Genomic DNA, 18,296 nt, shown 5'->3' on the forward strand with positions numbered 1-18,296 from the left:
CGCCGGGACCTCCCGGCGGGGGCGCCGTCTCGCACCTCGCACTTCGCACTACCGCACTCACATCGCGACGCTCACTCCCGCCGAGGTCTCCACGTTGCGCGTGGTCCGCTCGCGGAAGTCCACCACCATCCGCACGTCGCCGCGGAGGCCCAGCCCGGGGAGCAGCCTCAGGCGCGCCCCGAGGCCGGGGACCACCGAGGGGTCGGTCCGCGTCTGCGTGACCGCCACCGGGTACCGCATCGGGACCCGCAGCGCCTCCGTGGCCGGCTCCTCCACCCGCACCGCGCCCACCCCCAGCGAGAGGAGCGGGTCGATCCGCCGGGCCAGGGGAGCGCGCCCCAGGCGCAGGTCGGCCTGGACGCCGTAGTGCCACATCTCCGGCTCCGCGCCGTCCGCGGGGGAGTGCACCAGGTACCCGCCCAGGTCGGTCCGGGAGAAGAGCGGGGCCGCCGACACGCCGGCCACGGGCCAGAGGAGCCGCCCGCCGACTCCGTCCAGCTCGGCGGCGCCACCACCGAGCTCCAGGCGGTTGCGCGCCACGAAGTACTCGAACGCGGGGCGCGCCTCCATTCGGGGACGCGTCTCCAGCGGCCGGGACTGCGCCTCGGCCGGGGACGGGGAAAGGGCGCAGACCGGCGCCGCGAGCAGCAAAGCCACGAACCACGAATGCCTCATGCTCCACCTCCGTTGCTGATTCGGGTCTCCTCCGTTCGGGTTGAAGGACCGGGCGACCGGGAGGGATCACGCCCGGTCCGCGGCGCATCGGCCGCAGGGGATGGAACAGCAAGCCGTGTGCACGTTTGGGGGGAATGGAGACGCTCATTCCGGCACGCCCGCTTGCCACTCCGGCAGGGTGGCGGCAAGGTCGGCAGACAGGCGTGCAGAGGGTGTGGCGCGGGGCACCCGCGGAGCGTCATTACGGTGAGGGTGCCCGCCGAAACTGGCACGGGATTGGCTACGTATGGATCCCGGGCGGAGAGCGCCCGAGGGAACCCCGACGCAGGAGAAAGCTCATGACATACATCGTGTTGGCCGTGGTGCTGGCGCTGGTCGGAGCCCCCGTGCTCCTGGCCGCGCAGGCGTTCAGGAGCGAGTACCTGGTGGCCTTCCGCCACCGGGGGCGGGAATTCTTCCTCTTCGAGCGGGGAGCGGACGGCCGCTACGCGCTGATCGCGCCGGTGGAGGCCCCGCTCGCCGTCTGGCGCTTCGCCCGGGAGCGCGCCGCGGCGGTGCTGCATGCGGCTCCGCAGGCCTCCCTGCGGCACGTGCCCGGACGGCCCTTCCGGGCGCTGCAGCGGAGCGACGGGCGCGCGGGTGCGGCGCACGCGTAAGCGGGCCGGATACGGACACGACGGGGGCGCGCCACTGCCGGCGTGCCCCCGTCGTGCTTTCCGCACCCCGAGTGCGGGGCGTCGCCGCCTCACCTGTCCCATCCCGTCCACGGCGGTGCCACAGTGGGCCACTGCAGCCCGGAACACCCCTCATTTGTATGAGCCACGCTCAGCGATTACGATGTGGCCCTGGGGGTCGCATCCCGCAGATGCGCGCAGTCCCCGCGGTCCCGGTGCGGAGCTTGCCGGGCCACCGCGGTTCCCGAGCGACACGTACGCCAGGCACGAACACGACCCTTACAGGAGCGATTCCGATGGCAGCCACGGAGACCCCGGTGGAAACCGCCGCGCGGATGGTCCGCATGGAGATCGAGGACGGGATCGCCGTCATCCGCCTCGACCAGCCGGGGAAGCCGGTGAACGTCATCTCGGCGCAGATGATGGAGGAGATGGCAGAGGTGCTGGATCGCCTGGAGGCGCGCGAAGGCGGCGCCCGCGCGGCGGTGATCGTCTCCGAGAAGCCGGGCATCTGGATCGCCGGGGCCGACATCGAGGAGTTCACGCGGATCCGGACCGCCGCCGACGGGGAGGCGATGAGCCGCGCCGGGCACGCCCTGCTCAACCGGCTGGAGCGGCTCGCCATCCCCGTGGTGGCCGCCATCGACGGCGCGGCGCTCGGCGGGGGGCTGGAGGTGGCGCTCGCCTGCGACTACCGCATGGCGACCAGCTCGCCGAAGACCAAGCTGGGGCTCCCGGAGGTGCAGCTCGGCATCCTTCCCGGCGCCGGCGGGACCCAGCGCCTGCCGCGCCTCGTGGGAATCGCCAACGCGCTGGACCTGATGCTCACCGGGAAGAACCTGGACGGCCGCCGCGCCATGAGGCTGGGGCTGGTGGACGAGGTCGTCCCCGCGCCGGCGCTGCTGCGCGAGGCGAAGCGCGCCGCCCGCGAGCTGGCCGAGGGGACGCGGAAGCCGCGCGCCGGCCGCTCCCGCGGGTCGCCGGACTGGAAGGAGGGGCTCCCCGGCGTGGGCGCGATGATCTTCCGCAAGGCGCGCGAGGGGGTGATGAGCAAGACCAAGGGGCTGTACCCGGCGCCGCTGCGGATCCTGGAGGTGGTGGAGCGGGGGCTCGACCGGCCGCTGGACGAGGGGCTGGAGCTGGAAGCCAGGGCGTTCGGAGAGCTGAGCGTCACCCCGGAGTCGCGGAGCCTGGTGCACCTCTTCTTCGCCAAGACCGGCGCCGAGAACAAGCCCGGGCTGGGCGAGGGGGTGAAGCCCCGGAAGGCGGAGCGGGTCGCGGTGGTGGGCGCCGGGTTCATGGGCGCGGGGATCGCCGCCGCCTCCGCGGAGACCGGGATGCGCGTGCGCCTCAAGGACGTGAAGCCGGAGGCCGTGGCGAAGGGGCTCCGCACCGCGCGCGACATCCTGACCAAGCGGGCGCGGCGGAAGAAGCGCCCCCGCTACGAGGTGACGCAGCTCGTGGACCGGGTGGAGCCCACCTCCGAGTACACCGGCTTCGGGAACGTGGACCTGGTGGTGGAGGCCGTCTTCGAGGACGTGCAGGTGAAGCACACCGTGCTCCGCGAGATCGAGGCGGTGATCCCGGAGGACGCGGTCCTGGGCTCCAACACCTCCACCATCCCCATCCGGCGGCTGGCCGAGGCCGTGTCCCGCCCGCAGAACGTGCTGGGGCTGCACTTCTTCTCCCCCGTGGAGAAGATGCCGCTGCTGGAGATCATCGTCACGGACCAGACCGACCCGCAGGTGGCCGCCACCGGCCACGCCTACGGGAAGCGCCTGGGGAAGACGCCGATCATCGTCAACGATTCCCCCGGCTTCTACGCCAACCGCATCCTTTCGCCCTACATGGCCGAAGCCGCCCTCCTGCTGGAGGAAGGGGTGCGGATGGAGGACATCGACCGGGCGATGACGGCGTGGGGGTACCCGGTGGGGCCCATCACCCTGTACGACGAGGTGGGGCTCGACGTGGCCGCCAAGGCCGGGAAGATCATGGCCGAGTCCTTCGCCGACCGCATGGTGCCCAGCACGGTGCTCGAGAAGGTGGTGGCGGACGGGAGGCTGGGGCGGAAGAACGGCCGCGGCTTCTACCGCTACGAGGAGGGCGAGCGCAAGGGGCCGGACGAGAGCGTGTACGCGCTGATCGGCAGCCCGCCGCGCCGGGAGGCCCCCCGCGAGGAGATCCAGGAGCGGCTGGCCCTGATCATGGTCAACGAGGCCGTCCGCACGCTGGAGGAGGGGGTGCTGCGCAGCGCCCGCGACGGCGACGTGGGCGCCATCATGGGGATCGGCTTCCCGCCCTTCCGCGGCGGCCCCTTCTGGTACGTGGACCAGACCGGCGCCGACCGCGTCCTCGCCCGGCTGCGCGCGCTGGAGGAGAAGCACGGCCGCCGCTTCGCCCCGGCCGCGCTGCTGGTGCAGAAGGCGGAGAGCGGGGAGAAGTTCTTCCCGGAGGCGGGAGGCGAGTGAGCGGCGCCGTCCTCGAGGCGGCCCCCGGGATCCACCGCATCTCCGTACCGCTCCCCTTCCCGCCGCACGAGGTCGCGGCGTGGCTGATCGAGGGCGAGGACGGGCACACGCTGGTGGACACGGGGATGGACACCCCCACCGCCCGCGCCGCCCTCCGCGGCGGCGCCGAGCGGCTGGGGGTGGGGCCGGGAGACCTGGCGCACGTGCTTCTGACGCACGTGCACATCGACCACTACGGCCTCGCTGGGCCGGTCCGCGCCTGGTCCGGCGCCCGGGTGGCGATCCACGAGCGCGAGGAGGCGCTCGCCCGCCGCTTCGTGGACGACTGGCCGGAGGACCGGAAGGGCGCGCGGGAGTCGTTCCTGGCGATGGGGGTGCCGGAGGCGCTGGCGGAGGGGCTGCTCGCCGCATCCGATCGGATCCACGGGATGTACGCCCACTTCCAGCCGGACGACCTCCTGGTGGGGGAGCGCGGGCCGCTCCCGGGCGGCGGCGGGTGGGAGTGGATCCTCACCCCGGGGCACTCCCCCGGCCACGTGGTGCTCCATCACCCGGAACGGCGCATCCTGGTGGCGGGGGACCACGTCCTCCCCCGCATCTCCCCGAACATCGGGGCGGACCTGTACGCCGAGGACCCGCTCTCCGACTACCTCGCCTCGCTCCGCGGCCTCCGGGAGCTCCCCGTCGAGGTGGTCCTCCCCTCGCACGGGCCGCTCTTCGCCGACCTGGGCGGCCGCATCGAGGAAATCCTGGCGCACCACGAGGGGCGCAACCGGCAGCTCCTGGAACTGCTGGACGCCCCCCGGACCGCGTACGGGGTCACCGCCGCGCTCTTCGGCGACCTCCCCGCCGACAACTTCATCCACGCGCTCCGCGAGGTCCGGGCGCACCTGGTGCACCTGGCGTCCACCGGCCGCGCAGAGCGCATCCCGGGCGCGCCGGAGCGGTGGCGCGCCCTCCCGGGCGCCTGACCTCCTACTTCTTTCCCCGCAGCTCCTTCCCCACCTCCTCCTCCAGCCGCTCCACGATGGGCCCCGGCACCTCGTCCTCCGGCTTCGGGTGGAAGAGCTTCCACTCCCGGGCCGCCCAGATCGCCGCCCCCAGCGCCAGCAGCCCCAGCAGGATCCACTTCTCGAACGGGCGCACCCGGAGCAGCATCCCCTCGACCGTTTCCCCGAACAGGTACCCCAGCGCCAGGTACAGCGCCGCGAAGCAGAGCGAGCCCAGTAGGTTGAAGGCGGCGAACACGGGGAAGCGCATCCGCGCCGCGCCCATGCTGATAGGGAGGACGATCCGCAGCCCGTAGGCGAAGCGCGCGAGGAACGCGGTGGCACGGCCCCAGCGGCGCAGGATCAGCACGGCGCGCGCGCGCAGCTTGCGGAGCGCGGGGAAGGCGCGCACCAGCCGCGGTCCCTGCCACCGGCCGAGCCAGAAGTAGGTGAGGTCGCCCGTCATCGCCCCGGCCACCGCGGCCAGGTAGGTGGGTAGGACTTCCAGGTAGCCGCGGCTCGCGGCGTATCCGGCGATGACGAAGGTCGTCTCCCCCTCCAGGATCCCCCCGACGAACACCGCCAGGTACCCGTACTGCTCGATCCAGTTGCCGTCCATTCCCCTTGCCGCTGAAGCCCGTCCCCGCCACGCCGGCGGCGGAGTGCCATCAATCTAGCACGAGGATTGCGCCGGGGCAGACCCCTGTTCGCGAACCCACGGAGGAGGCACGCATGGCGGACTGGCGAGACAACCTGGTGGAGGACGGCGCGGGGGCGCGCGAGCTGCTGCGCGACGCCCGCCGCGTGGCGGTGCTCGGGATCAAGACCGGGGCCGCGGCGGGTCAGCCCGCCCACTACGTCCCGCAGTACCTGCAGCAGGCTGGATACGAGATCGTTCCCGTCCCCGTCTACTATCCCAACGCCACGGAGATCCTGGGAGAGAAGGTGTACCGCTCCGTCGCCGAGATCCCGGGGGAGGTGGACCTGGTGGTGGTCTTCCGGCGCTCCGAGGACGTCCCGCCGCACGTGGACGACCTGCTCGCCGCCAAGCCCAGGGCGGTGTGGATGCAGAGCGGGATCCGCAACGACGAAGCGGCGCGGCGCCTGGCCGAGGCGGGGATCCGGGTGGTGCAGAACCGCTGCACCATGGTGGAGCACCGGTACCTCGGCCGCGGATAGCAAGCCCCGCGCGTCCGGCCCGGGACGCCGAGCGGCTTTCTGGAAAAACGCGTGAGAGCGCGGAGCGGAGAATTCGGGATTCCTGCCTCCGGATCTCCCGTCGCGGGAGGCAGGCCCCCACCCGGAGAATTCCCCGCGTGCGGGTGGGGAGTTTCCCCACACGATGTCGGGAAAGCGTGCATTGGCGCGGTTGAGAAACATTCTCAACCGTAGCCGGCGTGCTGCGGTCCCGGCCTCCTGCCGCGGCTCTGCAAACCACTGTGTTTATTCAGCTTGTGCGCCGTTGTGGGGGTGTGGGGGTGGCGTGGGGTGTCGGGGTTCTATTGCCGATTCTGTAGGGGGGTGTTATATGGGAGAGCTTGGCTGCGCCGCCCCCGTTTTCGAGGGCCCGGCGGCGCGGTGCAGGTGCCTGTGCGCGGGGGTCGCCGGGGGCGCGTCCCCGCCCGCAGCGCAACGGAAAATCCGCTTGGATAGATCATGATCAGAGTCCTCAAGTTCGCAGGGATCGCTCTCCTCGCCCTCGGAGTCGCCAGCTGCGGGGGCGACCCGGAAGCGTCGGCGCCCGACCAGCCCATCGCGTTCTTCCACAGCGTGCACGCGGGGCAGAACCAGATCCCCTGCATGTACTGCCACACCACGGCGGACCGCTCGGTGGACGCCGGGATCCCCGCCGTGGCGCTCTGCGTCGGCTGCCACGTGCCGGGGAGCGCGGTGCAGCCCCCGGAGAACGCGCAGCTGGCCTTCCCGGCGGCGGCGAGGGACACCATGTGGAACCGGGAGGCCACCAAGCTGGTCGACTACTGGCGCCGCCAGGAGGCGATCCCCTGGGTCCGCATCCACGACCTCCCCGAGCACGTGAAGTTCCCGCACTACATGCACGTGAACGCGGGGCTGCAGTGCCAGACCTGCCACGGGCCGGTGCAGGAGATGGAGAAGGTGTACCAGTTCGCCTCGCTTGAGATGGGGTGGTGCGTCGACTGCCACCGGGGCGAGAGTCCGCTGTCGGAGGCGGAGGAAGCGGCGGTCCGGAGCAACTCCTCGTACGTCCGGAAGATCGCGGCGCTGAGCGCCGCGGGGGGCGACGCGCGCGGCGCTCAGCTGGCCTTTGGCAACCAGCGGGCGAGCACGGACTGCTTCGTCTGCCACTACTGAGGAATCACGCGACTCGCGCGGCTCGAAGCACATGTACGAAGTCCAGAGCAATCCGGCCGGGGCCCGGCGCCCGGGGCTGACTGCTTCCCAAAGGAGCGAGAATGTCTGACGGAATGAAGAGGCGTGACTTCCTCAAGGTCCTGGGGGCCTCCGGGGCCGGGGTGGCGGCGGCCGGCTGCGACGCCCTCCCGCCGCTTGGCCGCGGCGGGGAGGCGGAGAAGCTGATCCCGTTCGTCGTGCCCTCCGAGGACATCGTCCCCGGCGTCCCCACCTTCTACGCGAGCACCTGCCGCGAGTGCCCGGCCGGCTGCGGGATCTTCGTGGAGACGCACTCCGGGCGCGCCACCAAGGTGGAGGGGAACCCGGACCACCCCGTCTCCCACGGGAACCTGTGCCCCCGCGGGCAGGCCTCCGTGCAGGGGCTCTACCACCCCGACCGCTACACCGGCCCCTTCGTGCTGGAGCCGGGGCTCACCCCGCGCAACATCAGCTGGGGCACCGCCGAGGCCGAGTTGGCCGAGCGGATCCGCCGGGCGCGCCCGGGGAGCGTGGTCTTCCTGACCGGCGACTACACGGGGACCAAGGAGCGGCTCGTCAACGAGTTCGTCGCCGCCACGGGGATCCGCCGGGTGGTCTACGACCCGCTCGGGGAGCAGCCGCGCGGGCTGAACTTCGCGAACGCGAACTTCCTGATCTCCTTCGGCGCGGACTTCCTGGAGACCTGGGGCTCCCCGGTCGACTACGCCTGGCAGTTCGCCCAGATGCACTCGTACCGGAACGGCCGGCGCGGGAAGTTCGTCTGGGTGGGTCCGCACCGCCCGCTCACCGGCCTCAACGCCGACCAGTGGGTGGCGCCGCGGCCCGGGACCGAGGCCGCCATCGCGCTGGCCATGTCGGGCGCGATGGACGTAGCGACCGCCGCGCAGCAGACCGGCGTGGAGGCCGCCGTGATCGAGCAGCTGGCGCGCGAGTTCCGCGCCGGGGGCGGCGTGGCGCTCGGGCCGGGCGTCGCCACCTCCGGCCCGAACGCGAGCGCCCTGCAGGCGGCCGTGGACCGCCTCAACGGGCGGGCGACCCCCGCCCCCACCCGCGCCGGGATGCGCGGCGTGCTCCAGCTGGTGGAGCAGATGCGCGCCGGGCAGGTGGAGATGCTCCTGATCGACGTCTGGAACCCGGCGTACACCCTCCCCGGCGGGGTGAAGTTCGCGGAGGCGCTGCAGCGCGTCCCCTTCAAGGTGAGCTTCTCCACCTTCCCGGACGACACCTCCAGGCTGTGCAACATGGTCCTCCCCGACCACCACTTCCTGGAGGCGTGGGACGACTACGTGCCGTACCAGGGGGTGTACGAGATCGTGCAGCCCGCCCTGCGGCCGGTGTTCAACACCAAGCAGGTGGGCGACGTGCTCCTGTCGGTGGCGCAGCAGCTCGGCGGCGCCGCAGCGGGCGTCGCGACGGTGAACACCTACTACGAATACCTGCGGGCCAACTTCCCCGGCGGGGCGGAGGCGTGGCGGGCGGCGGTGAAGAACGGCGGCGTGTACCCGGGGATCCAGCGGGAGGCCGCACCGGGCGAGTCGGGGCTCCCCTCCGGCTTCGCGCCGCCCGCGGCGAACCCGGAGGCGGCGCCCGCCCCGGCCGATCCGGCGGTTGCGGTCCCGCTGGCGGCGGCGCCCACGGTGGTGGCGGGGCCCGCGCCGAGCTTCGAGCCGGTACAGTTCGAGGGGGCCGCCGACGCCAACTTCCACCTGGTCGTCTACCCGTCCACCCGGTTCTACGACGGGCGCACCGCCAACCGGCCGTGGCTTCTGGAGCTTCCGGACCCGGTGACCAAGGTGCCCTGGCAGTCGTGGGTGGAGATCCACCCGCAGGCGGCCCGCGAGATGAAGATCGAGCGCGGCGACCTCCTGGAGGTCTCCACTCCCTACGGGTCGCTCCAGACCTACGCCTACATCTACCCGGGGGTCCGTCCCGACACCGTGGCCATCCAGATGGGGCTGGGGCACGAGGCGTTCGGCCGGTTCACGGAGGGGCGCGGGGTGAACCCCAACGTCCTGCTGGGCGCGGCCATGGAGCGCACCACCGGGGCGTTCGCTCCCTACGGCCAGCGGGTGCGCGTACGCAAGGTGCGGAGCGCGGACCGGCACACCCCGATCCCCAACCGGCTCCCGGAGGGGCTCTTCGAGGTCGGCAGCCGGCTCCAGCACGACCGGGAGATCGCGCAGGCGGTCTCCCTCGCGAAGCTCGCCGAGGCGGACGGGCACAATCCGGGCTTCATCCCGGGGTCCCGGGAGTCGATTCACGCCCTGAAGGGGAACGGCGGCTTCGCTCCCGTCCCGACGAACACCGACCCCTCGGCGTACCCGGCCCCGGGCACCCACTACGGGGAGTACGTCGAGACGGAGCGCCGCTGGGCGATGACGATCAACCTGGACCGGTGCATCGGGTGCTCCGCCTGCGTGGTCGCCTGCAACGCCGAGAACAACGTCCCGGTGGTCGGCCCCGACGAGGTCGCGAAGGGGCGCATGCTCCACTGGCTCCGCATCGAGCGCTACTTCGGGGTGAGCCGGGACAAGGAGGAGGCGTACCGGGACGAGGCCACGGACGACGTGCGCTTCCTGCCGATGCTCTGCCAGCACTGCGGAAACGCCCCGTGCGAGCCCGTCTGCCCGGTGTACGCGGCGTACCACACGCCGGACGGCCTCAACGCCCAGGTCTACAACCGGTGCGTCGGGACGCGGTACTGCGAGAACAACTGCCCGTACAAGGTCCGCGTCTTCAACTGGTTCACGTACGACTTCCCGACGCCGCTCAACTGGCAGCTCAACCCGGACGTGGCGGTGCGCGAGAAGGGCGTCATGGAGAAGTGCACCTTCTGCGTCCAGCGGATCCACGAGGCCGAGCGCGACGCCGCGGTGGAGAACCGGCCGCTCCGCGACGGGGAGGTGGTCCCGGCCTGCGTGCAGACCTGCCCGACCGAGGTGTTCACCTTCGGGGACATCACGGACCCGGACAGTCTGGTGGCGAAGACGGCGGCCTCCAACCGCAGCTACCGCGTGCTCGACCTCCTCAACACGCAGCCTGCCATCGTCTACCTCAAGAAGGTGACGCTGCACGAGCCGCGCAACGGCGGCCACGCCGACCACGGAGCGCCTGCCACGACCGGCACGGGCGCCGGGGCAGCACACTGAGCCGAAGCGAGGAACTCACGATGGCCAACGCACTTCGGTCCGTCTTCCACCCGGACATCAAGGGGTACGCGGACGTCAACCGCGACGCCCTGCGGCTCCTGAACAAGCCGGGGAAGGGGTACCTCGCCCTCCTCGGCGTCTCGATCTTCCTGGTCGGCCTGATGGTGATCGCGGAAGGGTTCCAGATCGCCTACGGCCTGGGGCTCGCCGGGCTCAACAACACGGTGGGGTGGGGGACGTTCATCACCACCTTCGTGTTCTGGGTAGGCATCGGCCACGCGGGGACGCTGATCTCCGCGATCCTCTTCCTGTTCCGCGCGGCCTGGCGGCAGTCCATCTACCGCTTCGCGGAGGCGATGACCGTCTTCGCGGTGCTCACGGCGGGGCTGTTCCCGATCCTGCACGTCGGGCGGCCCTGGGTGGCGTACTGGCTGATCCCGTACCCGAACCAGCGGGGGCTCTGGCCGAACCTCCGCTCCCCGCTGGACTGGGACCTGTTCGCGATCAGCACGTACCTGACCGTCTCCTCCACGTTCTTCTTCGTGGGGCTGATCCCGGACATCGCGGCCGCGCGGGATTCCGCCACGGTGCCCTGGCGCAAGAAGGTGTACACCATCCTGTCGCTCGGATGGCGGGGGACGGACCGCGAGTGGAAGCACTTCACCCGGGCGTACCTCTTCCTGGCCGCCCTCGCGACCCCGCTGGTGCTCTCCGTGCACTCGGTGGTGTCGTGGGACTTCGCGGTCTCGATCGTCCCGGGGTGGCACACCACCATCTTCGCCCCGTACTTCGTTGCGGGCGCGATCCTCTCCGGCGTGGCGATGGTGGTCACGCTGATGGTGCCGGTGCGGAAGATCTTCCACCTGGAGGCGTACTTCACGCAGCTGCACTTCGACCGGCTCGCCAAGCTCCTCCTGCTGACCTCGCTGATCGTGGGGTACGCCTACGGGATGGAGTACTTCATGGCGTGGTACTCCGGCGAGCTCTTCGAGCGCGACGTGTTCCTGGACCGCGTCACCGGCGACTACTGGTGGGCGGGGTGGTCCATGATCACCTTCAACGCCATCGTGCCGCAGCTCCTCTGGATCCCCAAGGTCCGCCAGAACCTGAACGCGTTCTTCATCATCTCGATCGTCGTCAACATCGGGATGTGGTACGAGCGCTTCGTCATCATCGTCCCGTCGCTGTCGCACTCCTACATGCCGTGGATGTGGATGAACTACCACATGTCGTGGACGGAGGCGGCGATCCTGATGGGGAGCTTCGGCTGGTTTTTCATGTGGTTCCTTCTCTTCCTGCGCTTCCTGCCCGGTCTGTCGATCGCGGAGATCAAGGAGGTGCTCCCGCCGCCGATGAAGCACCACGACCCGGCGGAGCACACCGCGAAGGCCGACCCGATGGAGCTGGTGGAGGACCTCCCGACGGGCTACAAGGAGTTCGAGCAGCGATGAAAAGACCAACCACGGGCGTCCTGGGGATCTTTCCCCACCTGGACACCGCCATCGAGGCGATCCGGCGGCTGCGCCGCGAAGGGTACGAGCTGACCGTCTACTCGCCGACGCCCCGGCACGAGATCGAGGAGGCGCTGGAGCTCCCGGAGAGCTCGGTCCGCATCTTCACGCTGGTGGGCGCCTTCACGGGGACAGCCGCCGGGGCCGCGCTCGCCGTGTGGACGGCGCTGGACTGGCCGCTGATCACCGGCGGCCTGCCGATCGTGTCGCTCCCGGCCTACAGCGTGATCATGTTCGAGGTGACGGTGCTGATCGGGGCGCTGTCGACGGTGGCGGGCCTCTTCCTGAACGCCCGGCTCCCGCGGCTGGGACGCCAGCCGGCGCTGTACCACCCGTCCTTCTCGGCCGGGAACTTCGGCGTGTTCGCCCACACCCGCCCGGACCGCTACGACGCGGTCCGGACGATCCTGACGGAGAGCGGCTCCGAGGAGGTCCTCGTTGATCAGAGATAACCGCCGGCTGCTGCTGCCGGTCCTGCTGGGCTCCGCGCTCCTCTCCGGCTGCACGGACATCGAGTACGCCATGGGGAAGCTCCCCTTCCTGGCGTACATGCGCGAGAGCGTGGCCTTCGACCCGTACGAGGGCGGACCGCGCCTGGCCCCGGAGGGCTCCATCCCGGTGCGGAGCCCCAACGGCGACCGCCCCGCCGCCTTCGCGCAGACGGAGCTGCAGACGGTGGCGGCCGGGCTGACCAACCCGTACCCGGTGGACGAGGCGTTCCTCCGGCGCGGCGAGCTGGCCTACGAGCGGAACTGCACCGTCTGCCACGGCCCGCAGGGCGGCGGCGACGGCCCGGTGGTGGGGCCCAACAAGTTCCCCTTCGCGCCCGCGATCAACGGCGCCGTGACGGCGGCGCACTCGGACGGCTACCTCTACGGGGTGACCCGGGTGGGGCGCGGCCTGATGCCGGCGTACGGCTACCGCATGACCGAGGCGGACATGTGGGCCGTGGTCGCGTACGTCCGCCGCCTCCAGGGGACCGCGGAGCCGGTCACCGATGCGCCGCAGCATTCCGGCGCCCCGCGTGCCGGCCCCACCCTGACGGACACCCTGATCGCGCCGAGCGCCGCGCCCTCTCCGGACGCGGCGTCGACGGACACCGCCGGCGCGCAGCCGCGCTGATTCGCACCGGGACATAGAACCATGTCTGCAGCTTCTCCGATTCCGAAGGCGATCCCTTTCCGCACGCTGGACCGTGTGTCCGGGGCCGTGTGGGGGCTCGTCGCCGTCCTGGTGCTGATCGGCGCGGTCTCCGTGTTCCTCGCCGTGGGCGAGGCGCACGGCCGCGTCTGGCAGGCGCTCCTCTTCAACTGGCTCTTCTGGTCGTCCATCGCGCTGGGGATGGTCATGCTGGCCGTGGCGTGGCAGGTGGTGGAGGCGGAGTGGCCCTGGTCGATCCGGCGCTTCGCCCTGGGAGGGGTCTCCTTCCTCCCGGTGTCGCTGCTGCTCTTCCCCATCATCTTCTTCGGGGGGAAGGAGTACTTCTTCCACCACTGGCTCCACGTGGAGGGCGACCCCGTCATCGACGCCAAGCGGGCCTGGCTGACCGTACCGGGGATGTTCACCCGCGACATCGTCGCCCTGCTCGTGCTGTACGGGATGGCGCTCGCCTTCGCCTACTTCTCGCTCCGGCCGGACGTGTACGGCGCCGGGCGCAACGACCGGCAGCGCTCCGTGTACGCCCGCCTCACGGGCGGGTGGCGCGGTGTGCACGAGGAGGCCGCCCGCTCGCGCGGCATCCTCCTGAAGCTGGGCGTCTTCCTGGCGCTGGGGTTCGCGATCCTGTGGGGGCTGATCGGGATCGACCTGGCCATGACGATGCTGCCGCACTGGTTCAGCACCATGTTCCCGGTGGCGTTCTTCGTGGCCGCCTTCCACGGCGGGATCGCCGCCACCATCGTCCTGGTGACGATCTTCCGCCGCCCGCTGCGCCTGGAGCCGTTCATCACCACGCGGCAGTACCACGACATCGGAAAGCTGCTGTTCGCCTTCGCGGCATTCTGGATGTACGTCAACTGGTCCCAGTACGTGGTGATCTGGTACGGCCAGCTGCCGTTCGAGCAGGAGTGGTTCGTGCTGCGCTTCGAAGAGCCGTTCACCCTGTTCGCGCAGGCGGTGCCGCTGCTGATCTTCGTGGTCCCCTTCCTGGGACTCCTCTCGCAGACGCCCAAGAAGATCCCGGCGGTCCTCGCGGGGTTCGCCTCGCTGATCCTGCTGGGGAACTGGCTGGAGCGCTACATGATCGTCTACCCGTCGCTGTACGAGGTGGGCGAGGGCGAGGCGCACCACCTCCCCTTCGGGATCCCGGAGATCGGGATCGGCCTGGGCTTCCTGGGGCTCTTCCTGGCCGGCTATCTCTGGTACCTGCGCACCTTCCCGATGCTGCCGTCGCCGGCCACGCTCGCGGCGCGGCCGCCCAACGTGATCGAGGTGCCCGCCACGGCGCACGCCGGCCACTGAGCCGGCCGCGGGTCCGGACTGGCCGGAACGGGGAGCCCGAAGCGGGCTCCCCGTTTCGCTTTAGCGGATTTCATGGTAGCTTTGGCCGTCCGCTGGCGCGCGGGTTGCACGCGGCGCGCACGGGAAACCTACACGGTACCACGGCAGCAGAGCATGATTCGAATCGCCAAGTCGCACGCGGCGCGCGTCCTCGCAGCGGCCGCGCTCCTGGGCATCCTGGGCGGCTGCGCCACGGTCGGGGCCGCGACCGCCGGGCCGGAGCAGCCGGCGCAGGAGATCAACCCGGGGACCACCATCCGCCCGGACGGCAAGTACGTCCTGGTGGACCTCGACCTCAACCAGCTCCGCTTCATGGACGGGGAGCGGGTCCTCTGGTGGGCGCACGTGGGAACGGGGACGGGCTTCCGGCTCACCACCGACGACCAGAAGTGGCACTTCTCGACCCCCAACGGGATCATGCACGTCCAGTTCAAGGAGCTGAACCCGGAGTGGGTGCTCCCGGACTGGTACTTCATCGAGAACAAGCTCCCCATCCCCCCGGCCGACTCGCCCAAGCGCAAGCAGCCGGGCGGCCTGGGAGCCGCGGCGGTGTACCTGGGCGACGAGATCGCCATCCACGGCACCGACCGCCCGGAGCTGCTGGGGCTGCGGGTGTCGCACGGGTGCATCCGGCTCGCAAACGAGTACGCGCTGCGGCTCTTCCACAACGTGCAGGTGGGCACCCCGGTCATCATCAGGGGCGGGCCGAAGGAGGTGGCGCGCGAGCAGCCGGACAGCGTGGCGAGCTTCACGCGCCAGCGCAGCGCCGCCGCGAAGAAGCCGCCGAACCCGCTGGCGTCCCTGTCCACGCAGCGCCTGCTCGCCCGGCTGGAGCAGCAGCTCAAGGCGGACAGCACCACGGCGTGGCACCAGACGGCGATCGAGCTGATCGGGCGGGGGCTCAGGGACGACGCCGACGCGCTGCGCGGGGTGCTCTCGCTTGCGGGCGCGGCGCCCGGGGTGCTCCGGAGCGAGGAGTACGGCACCTTCCTGGCGGACGTCTTCGCGAGGGGGTCGCTGCGGGCGGCGGTGTCGCTGGCGCGGATCGACGAAAAGGCGCGCCGACGCGCGGCGGAGTCGATCGTCCGCGCGACCATGACGCTGTACCACGGCTCCCCGGACGACCCCACGGCGCCCTGGCCGACGCGCCGGGTTCCCAAGTGGCGCCTGGGCCCGAGCGGGCAGGCGGGGTGGGAGGCGCTGCAGGCCGCCGAGGAGAGCTTCCGCGCCGAGCGCGGGGCGCGCACCGCCGCGGCGACGCGCGCCAGATGAGCGGACGCGGCGCGGGGGACTCGCTGCTGGGCCGGCAGGACCTCCACGCCCACACCACCATGTCGGACGGGAGCCTGCCGCTGGAGCGGGTGGTGGAGGTGGCGAGGGAGCGGGGGGTGGAGATCGGGATCGCCGACCACGTGTCTTCGCGAAACGCGGAGATGTTCGTCGCCGACGAGGCGGAGGTGCGCCGCTACCTGGACGCGCTGGAGGGGGCGCCTGTCTTCCGCTCCGGCGAGTTCTGCTGGTGCGACGAGCTGTGGCGCGACCTCCCGGACGAGGTGATGGAGCGCTTCGACTACCGGATCGGCTCCAACCACGGCTTCTGGCTCCCGGATGGGACCATGGGCTCGCCGTGGTGGGAGCGCCTCCCGGCGCCGTGGCGCGGGCGGGAACAGGAGCTGATGGAGATCATGGCGCGCAACCTGTGCGACATGGTGCGCTCCATGCCCATCCACATCGCCGCGCACTCCACCCTCACGCCGCCCGCGCTGCTGGAGCTGGAGGCGGACCCGCACGCCTGGTGGACGGAAGACCGGGAGGACCGCTACGTGGAGGCGCTGGCCGGGAGCGGGGTGGCGATGGAGATCTCCAACCGGTACCGCCTCCCCCACGACCGCCTCCTGCGCAAGGCGCGGGAGGCCGGGGTGAGCTTCACCCTGGGGAGCGACGGGCACACGGAGGCGCAGGTGGCGCGCCTCGAGTGGGCCGCGGAGACCGCCCGGCGGGTGGGGATCACGGACGCAGACCTGTTCGTCCCGGAGCGGAGCGGCTGAGGGCGCGGGCGCGTTCGTTGCTGTGGGGCGGGGAACGGTGAGAATCTCTCAAGGCGGAGGAACGGCGATGGAACGCGACAACGATCCCGCGCGGGAGGGGTGGAGGGAGGAGGCGCGCTTCGCTCCGGCGCACGAGGGGCCGACGGAGGTGCGGGGCGGGGGGGACGGCCCGGCGGCGGCGGAGGGCGACGACCGGGAGGTGCGGCGCGACCCGTGGGCGATCCGCGCCGAGGACACGGAGCCGTACGTGGCGCTGCAGTACGTCGCGCGCCTCTTCAAGATCGTGGCGATGGTGGTGGTGGTGGCGCTCACCGCCGAGATCGTGGCCGGAGTGGCGCTGGAGGGTGCGGGCGCGCTCCTCCCGCTGACCTTCGACGTGGTGCGCGGGATCGTGCTGGCGGCGATCCTGTGGGGCGCGGGCGACCTGACGCTGCTGCTGATCGACGTGGGCCACGACGTGCGCGCCGCCCGCGTCCTGCTGGGCCGCATGTCGGCCCGCTCCGCGACCGAGTACGCGGACCACGTCCCGGAGCGCCGCGCCGGCCCGGACCGGTAGGGCAGAGGGAGTGCGCAAGTGCGGAAGTGCGAAGTGCGAAAGTAGAACGGCGGCCCCTCCCCGAGGACAGCGGGGGAGGGGTGTCGTTTGTAGTGTGCCGGAGCGGCCCCACCAGACGACCTGACCGATGACCGGAACTCCCGAACCCACATCTGAACGGCACATCACCGGGCGCGAGGCGCTGGACGGGATCGTCGTGGTGCTCTGGCAGACGCAGGACCGGGTCAACGTCGCGGGCACCATCCGGGCGATGAAGAACTTCGGGCTGAAGCACCTGCGGCTGGTGGCGCCCGCCGAGTGGGACCCCTGGCGGATCGAGGGGATCGCGCACGACACGCAGGACCTGATCGAGGCCACCCGCATCTTCGACACGCTGGAGGAGGCGGTGGCGGACTGCGCCTTCGTGGTGGGGATGACCGCGCGGGAGCGGCGGGCCAAGCGCGCGGTGGCCCGTCCCCGCGAGGTGGCGCCCGAGCTGCTGGAGCGGGGCGCGGACGCGGTGCGGGGGGCGGCGGGGCCGGTGGCGGTGCTCTTCGGGCGGGAGGACAAGGGGCTCTCGAACGAGGCCCTGGACCTGTGCCACCGCACGGTCGTCATCCCCACCAACCCGGACTACTCGTCGCTGAACCTGGCGCAGGCGGTGCTGACCCTGGCGTACGAGCTGTGGATGGAGGCGGAGGGGCGGGCGCAGCCGTTCCGTGACCCGCGGCACGTGTCGCCGCCGGCCACGACCGAGCACCTGGAGCTGCTCTTCGCGGACGCGGAGCGGGCGCTCTGGGCGGTGGACTTCTTCAAGAGCCGCCAGACGGAGACGGTCATGCGCACGGTGCGCGAGGTGGCGCGGCGCGCAGAGCTGGACACGCGCGAGGCCACCTTCCTGCGGGCCATGGCCATCGAGGTGCAGAAGTTCGTGCGGCGGCACCTGGGGGAGCAGGGCGGGGAGCGTCCCGGCGGGGGGGCTCCGACGCCGGAGGGGTAGCAGGCCGCCAGGCTGCGCTCCGGGCTCCAAACGCCGACACGGGTGTACAAGCTTCGGTCGAGGTTCTCCCTCCCGTTACCCTGTTCCGCAAAACCTTCATGAAACAGCTGCGCATCCTCCTCGCCGGGGGCGTTCTCGCCGTCGCCGCACTCGTCGGCGCCTGCGAGAGCCGCGATCCGGTCACCCCGCCCGCCGCGCCCCGGTACGACGGCAGCGGCACCTCCATCCCCTGCGACAGCGCCTGCCAGGCGGAGAGGAACCCGGGGCTGGGGAGCGGCGGCGGCTGACGAGCCCGGCGCCGGCTATCTCCCGGCGCTCGCGTTCAGCTCCGCGATGATCTCCGCCGCGAGCGCGTCCGCCTCGGCGCCGGCCGGCGCC

The 18,296-nt window shown here is 71.6% G+C and carries 17 protein-coding genes; 15 read left to right on the forward strand and 2 right to left on the reverse strand.

Features of this window, described 5'->3' with window-relative positions:
• Positions 1 to 57 precede the first annotated feature (57 nt).
• Positions 58 to 675 carry a hypothetical protein gene (locus VGR37_23390; protein HEV2150363.1) on the reverse strand — a complete coding sequence of 206 codons (618 nt, stop codon included), beginning with the start codon at positions 673 to 675 and terminating at the stop codon, positions 58 to 60.
• Positions 676 to 1,013: 338 nt separating this feature from the next.
• Here VGR37_23390 and VGR37_23395 point away from each other — a divergent pair, with 338 nt between their 5' ends.
• From VGR37_23395 to VGR37_23405, 3 genes are all read left to right on the forward strand, one after another.
• Positions 1,014 to 1,331: a hypothetical protein gene (locus VGR37_23395; GenBank protein HEV2150364.1), complete on the forward strand. Its 318-nt coding sequence runs from the start codon at positions 1,014 to 1,016 to the stop codon at positions 1,329 to 1,331.
• A gap of 314 nt (positions 1,332 to 1,645) precedes the next feature.
• On the forward strand, positions 1,646 to 3,817 hold the full coding sequence (locus VGR37_23400; protein ID HEV2150365.1) for a 3-hydroxyacyl-CoA dehydrogenase NAD-binding domain-containing protein: 2,172 nt from the start codon (positions 1,646 to 1,648) through the stop codon (positions 3,815 to 3,817).
• Positions 3,814 to 4,788 carry an MBL fold metallo-hydrolase gene (locus tag VGR37_23405; GenBank protein HEV2150366.1) on the forward strand — a complete coding sequence of 325 codons (975 nt, stop codon included), beginning with the start codon at positions 3,814 to 3,816 and terminating at the stop codon, positions 4,786 to 4,788. The genes VGR37_23400 and VGR37_23405 overlap by 4 nt, the downstream gene beginning before the upstream one ends.
• A gap of 4 nt (positions 4,789 to 4,792) precedes the next feature.
• Here the strand turns inward: VGR37_23405 and VGR37_23410 are convergent, their stop codons facing one another.
• Positions 4,793 to 5,425, reverse strand: coding sequence for a DedA family protein (locus tag VGR37_23410; protein HEV2150367.1), 633 nt, complete (start codon positions 5,423 to 5,425; stop codon positions 4,793 to 4,795).
• A 113-nt stretch (positions 5,426 to 5,538) separates the two neighbouring features.
• Here VGR37_23410 and VGR37_23415 point away from each other — a divergent pair, with 113 nt between their 5' ends.
• The 12 genes from VGR37_23415 to VGR37_23470 all read left to right on the forward strand — a co-directional run bounded on the left by VGR37_23415 (position 5,539) and on the right by VGR37_23470 (position 18,205).
• Positions 5,539 to 5,985 (forward strand): CoA-binding protein, encoded by a 447-nt coding sequence (locus VGR37_23415; protein ID HEV2150368.1) that lies wholly within the window; start codon positions 5,539 to 5,541, stop codon positions 5,983 to 5,985.
• A gap of 477 nt (positions 5,986 to 6,462) precedes the next feature.
• Entirely contained in the window at positions 6,463 to 7,137 is a 675-nt protein-coding gene (locus VGR37_23420) for a cytochrome c3 family protein (protein ID HEV2150369.1), read from the forward strand.
• Between the two features lie 101 nt (positions 7,138 to 7,238).
• A complete protein-coding gene (locus tag VGR37_23425) occupies positions 7,239 to 10,325 on the forward strand; it encodes a 4Fe-4S dicluster domain-containing protein (protein HEV2150370.1) in 3,087 nt (1,028 codons plus the stop codon).
• Between the two features lie 20 nt (positions 10,326 to 10,345).
• Entirely contained in the window at positions 10,346 to 11,776 is a 1,431-nt protein-coding gene (gene nrfD / locus VGR37_23430; protein HEV2150371.1) for an NrfD/PsrC family molybdoenzyme membrane anchor subunit, read from the forward strand.
• The gene (locus VGR37_23435) at positions 11,773 to 12,288 is read left to right on the forward strand and encodes a DUF3341 domain-containing protein (GenBank protein ID HEV2150372.1); all 516 of its coding nucleotides are present in this window, start codon (positions 11,773 to 11,775) and stop codon (positions 12,286 to 12,288) included. Before nrfD ends, VGR37_23435 begins: the two co-directional genes overlap by 4 nt.
• On the forward strand, positions 12,275 to 12,958 hold the full coding sequence (locus VGR37_23440; protein HEV2150373.1) for a cytochrome c: 684 nt from the start codon (positions 12,275 to 12,277) through the stop codon (positions 12,956 to 12,958). Before VGR37_23435 ends, VGR37_23440 begins: the two co-directional genes overlap by 14 nt.
• Positions 12,959 to 12,979: 21 nt before the next feature.
• Positions 12,980 to 14,296 carry a hypothetical protein gene (locus tag VGR37_23445; protein HEV2150374.1) on the forward strand — a complete coding sequence of 439 codons (1,317 nt, stop codon included), beginning with the start codon at positions 12,980 to 12,982 and terminating at the stop codon, positions 14,294 to 14,296.
• Between the two features lie 153 nt (positions 14,297 to 14,449).
• Positions 14,450 to 15,607, forward strand: coding sequence for a L,D-transpeptidase family protein (locus VGR37_23450; protein ID HEV2150375.1), 1,158 nt, complete (start codon positions 14,450 to 14,452; stop codon positions 15,605 to 15,607).
• Positions 15,604 to 16,383: a hypothetical protein gene (locus VGR37_23455; GenBank protein ID HEV2150376.1), complete on the forward strand. Its 780-nt coding sequence runs from the start codon at positions 15,604 to 15,606 to the stop codon at positions 16,381 to 16,383. The genes VGR37_23450 and VGR37_23455 overlap by 4 nt, the downstream gene beginning before the upstream one ends.
• A gap of 67 nt (positions 16,384 to 16,450) precedes the next feature.
• Positions 16,451 to 16,939 carry a hypothetical protein gene (locus VGR37_23460; protein ID HEV2150377.1) on the forward strand — a complete coding sequence of 163 codons (489 nt, stop codon included), beginning with the start codon at positions 16,451 to 16,453 and terminating at the stop codon, positions 16,937 to 16,939.
• A 127-nt stretch (positions 16,940 to 17,066) separates the two neighbouring features.
• Positions 17,067 to 17,918 (forward strand): RNA methyltransferase, encoded by an 852-nt coding sequence (locus tag VGR37_23465; GenBank protein ID HEV2150378.1) that lies wholly within the window; start codon positions 17,067 to 17,069, stop codon positions 17,916 to 17,918.
• A 98-nt stretch (positions 17,919 to 18,016) separates the two neighbouring features.
• Complete coding sequence (locus VGR37_23470) at positions 18,017 to 18,205, forward strand: hypothetical protein (protein ID HEV2150379.1); 189 nt, start codon at positions 18,017 to 18,019, stop codon at positions 18,203 to 18,205.
• The last annotated feature ends 91 nt before the right edge of the window (positions 18,206 to 18,296 follow it).

This window comes from Longimicrobiaceae bacterium, from assembly GCA_035936415.1.
GTDB lineage: Bacteria > Gemmatimonadota > Gemmatimonadetes > Longimicrobiales > Longimicrobiaceae > JAFAYN01.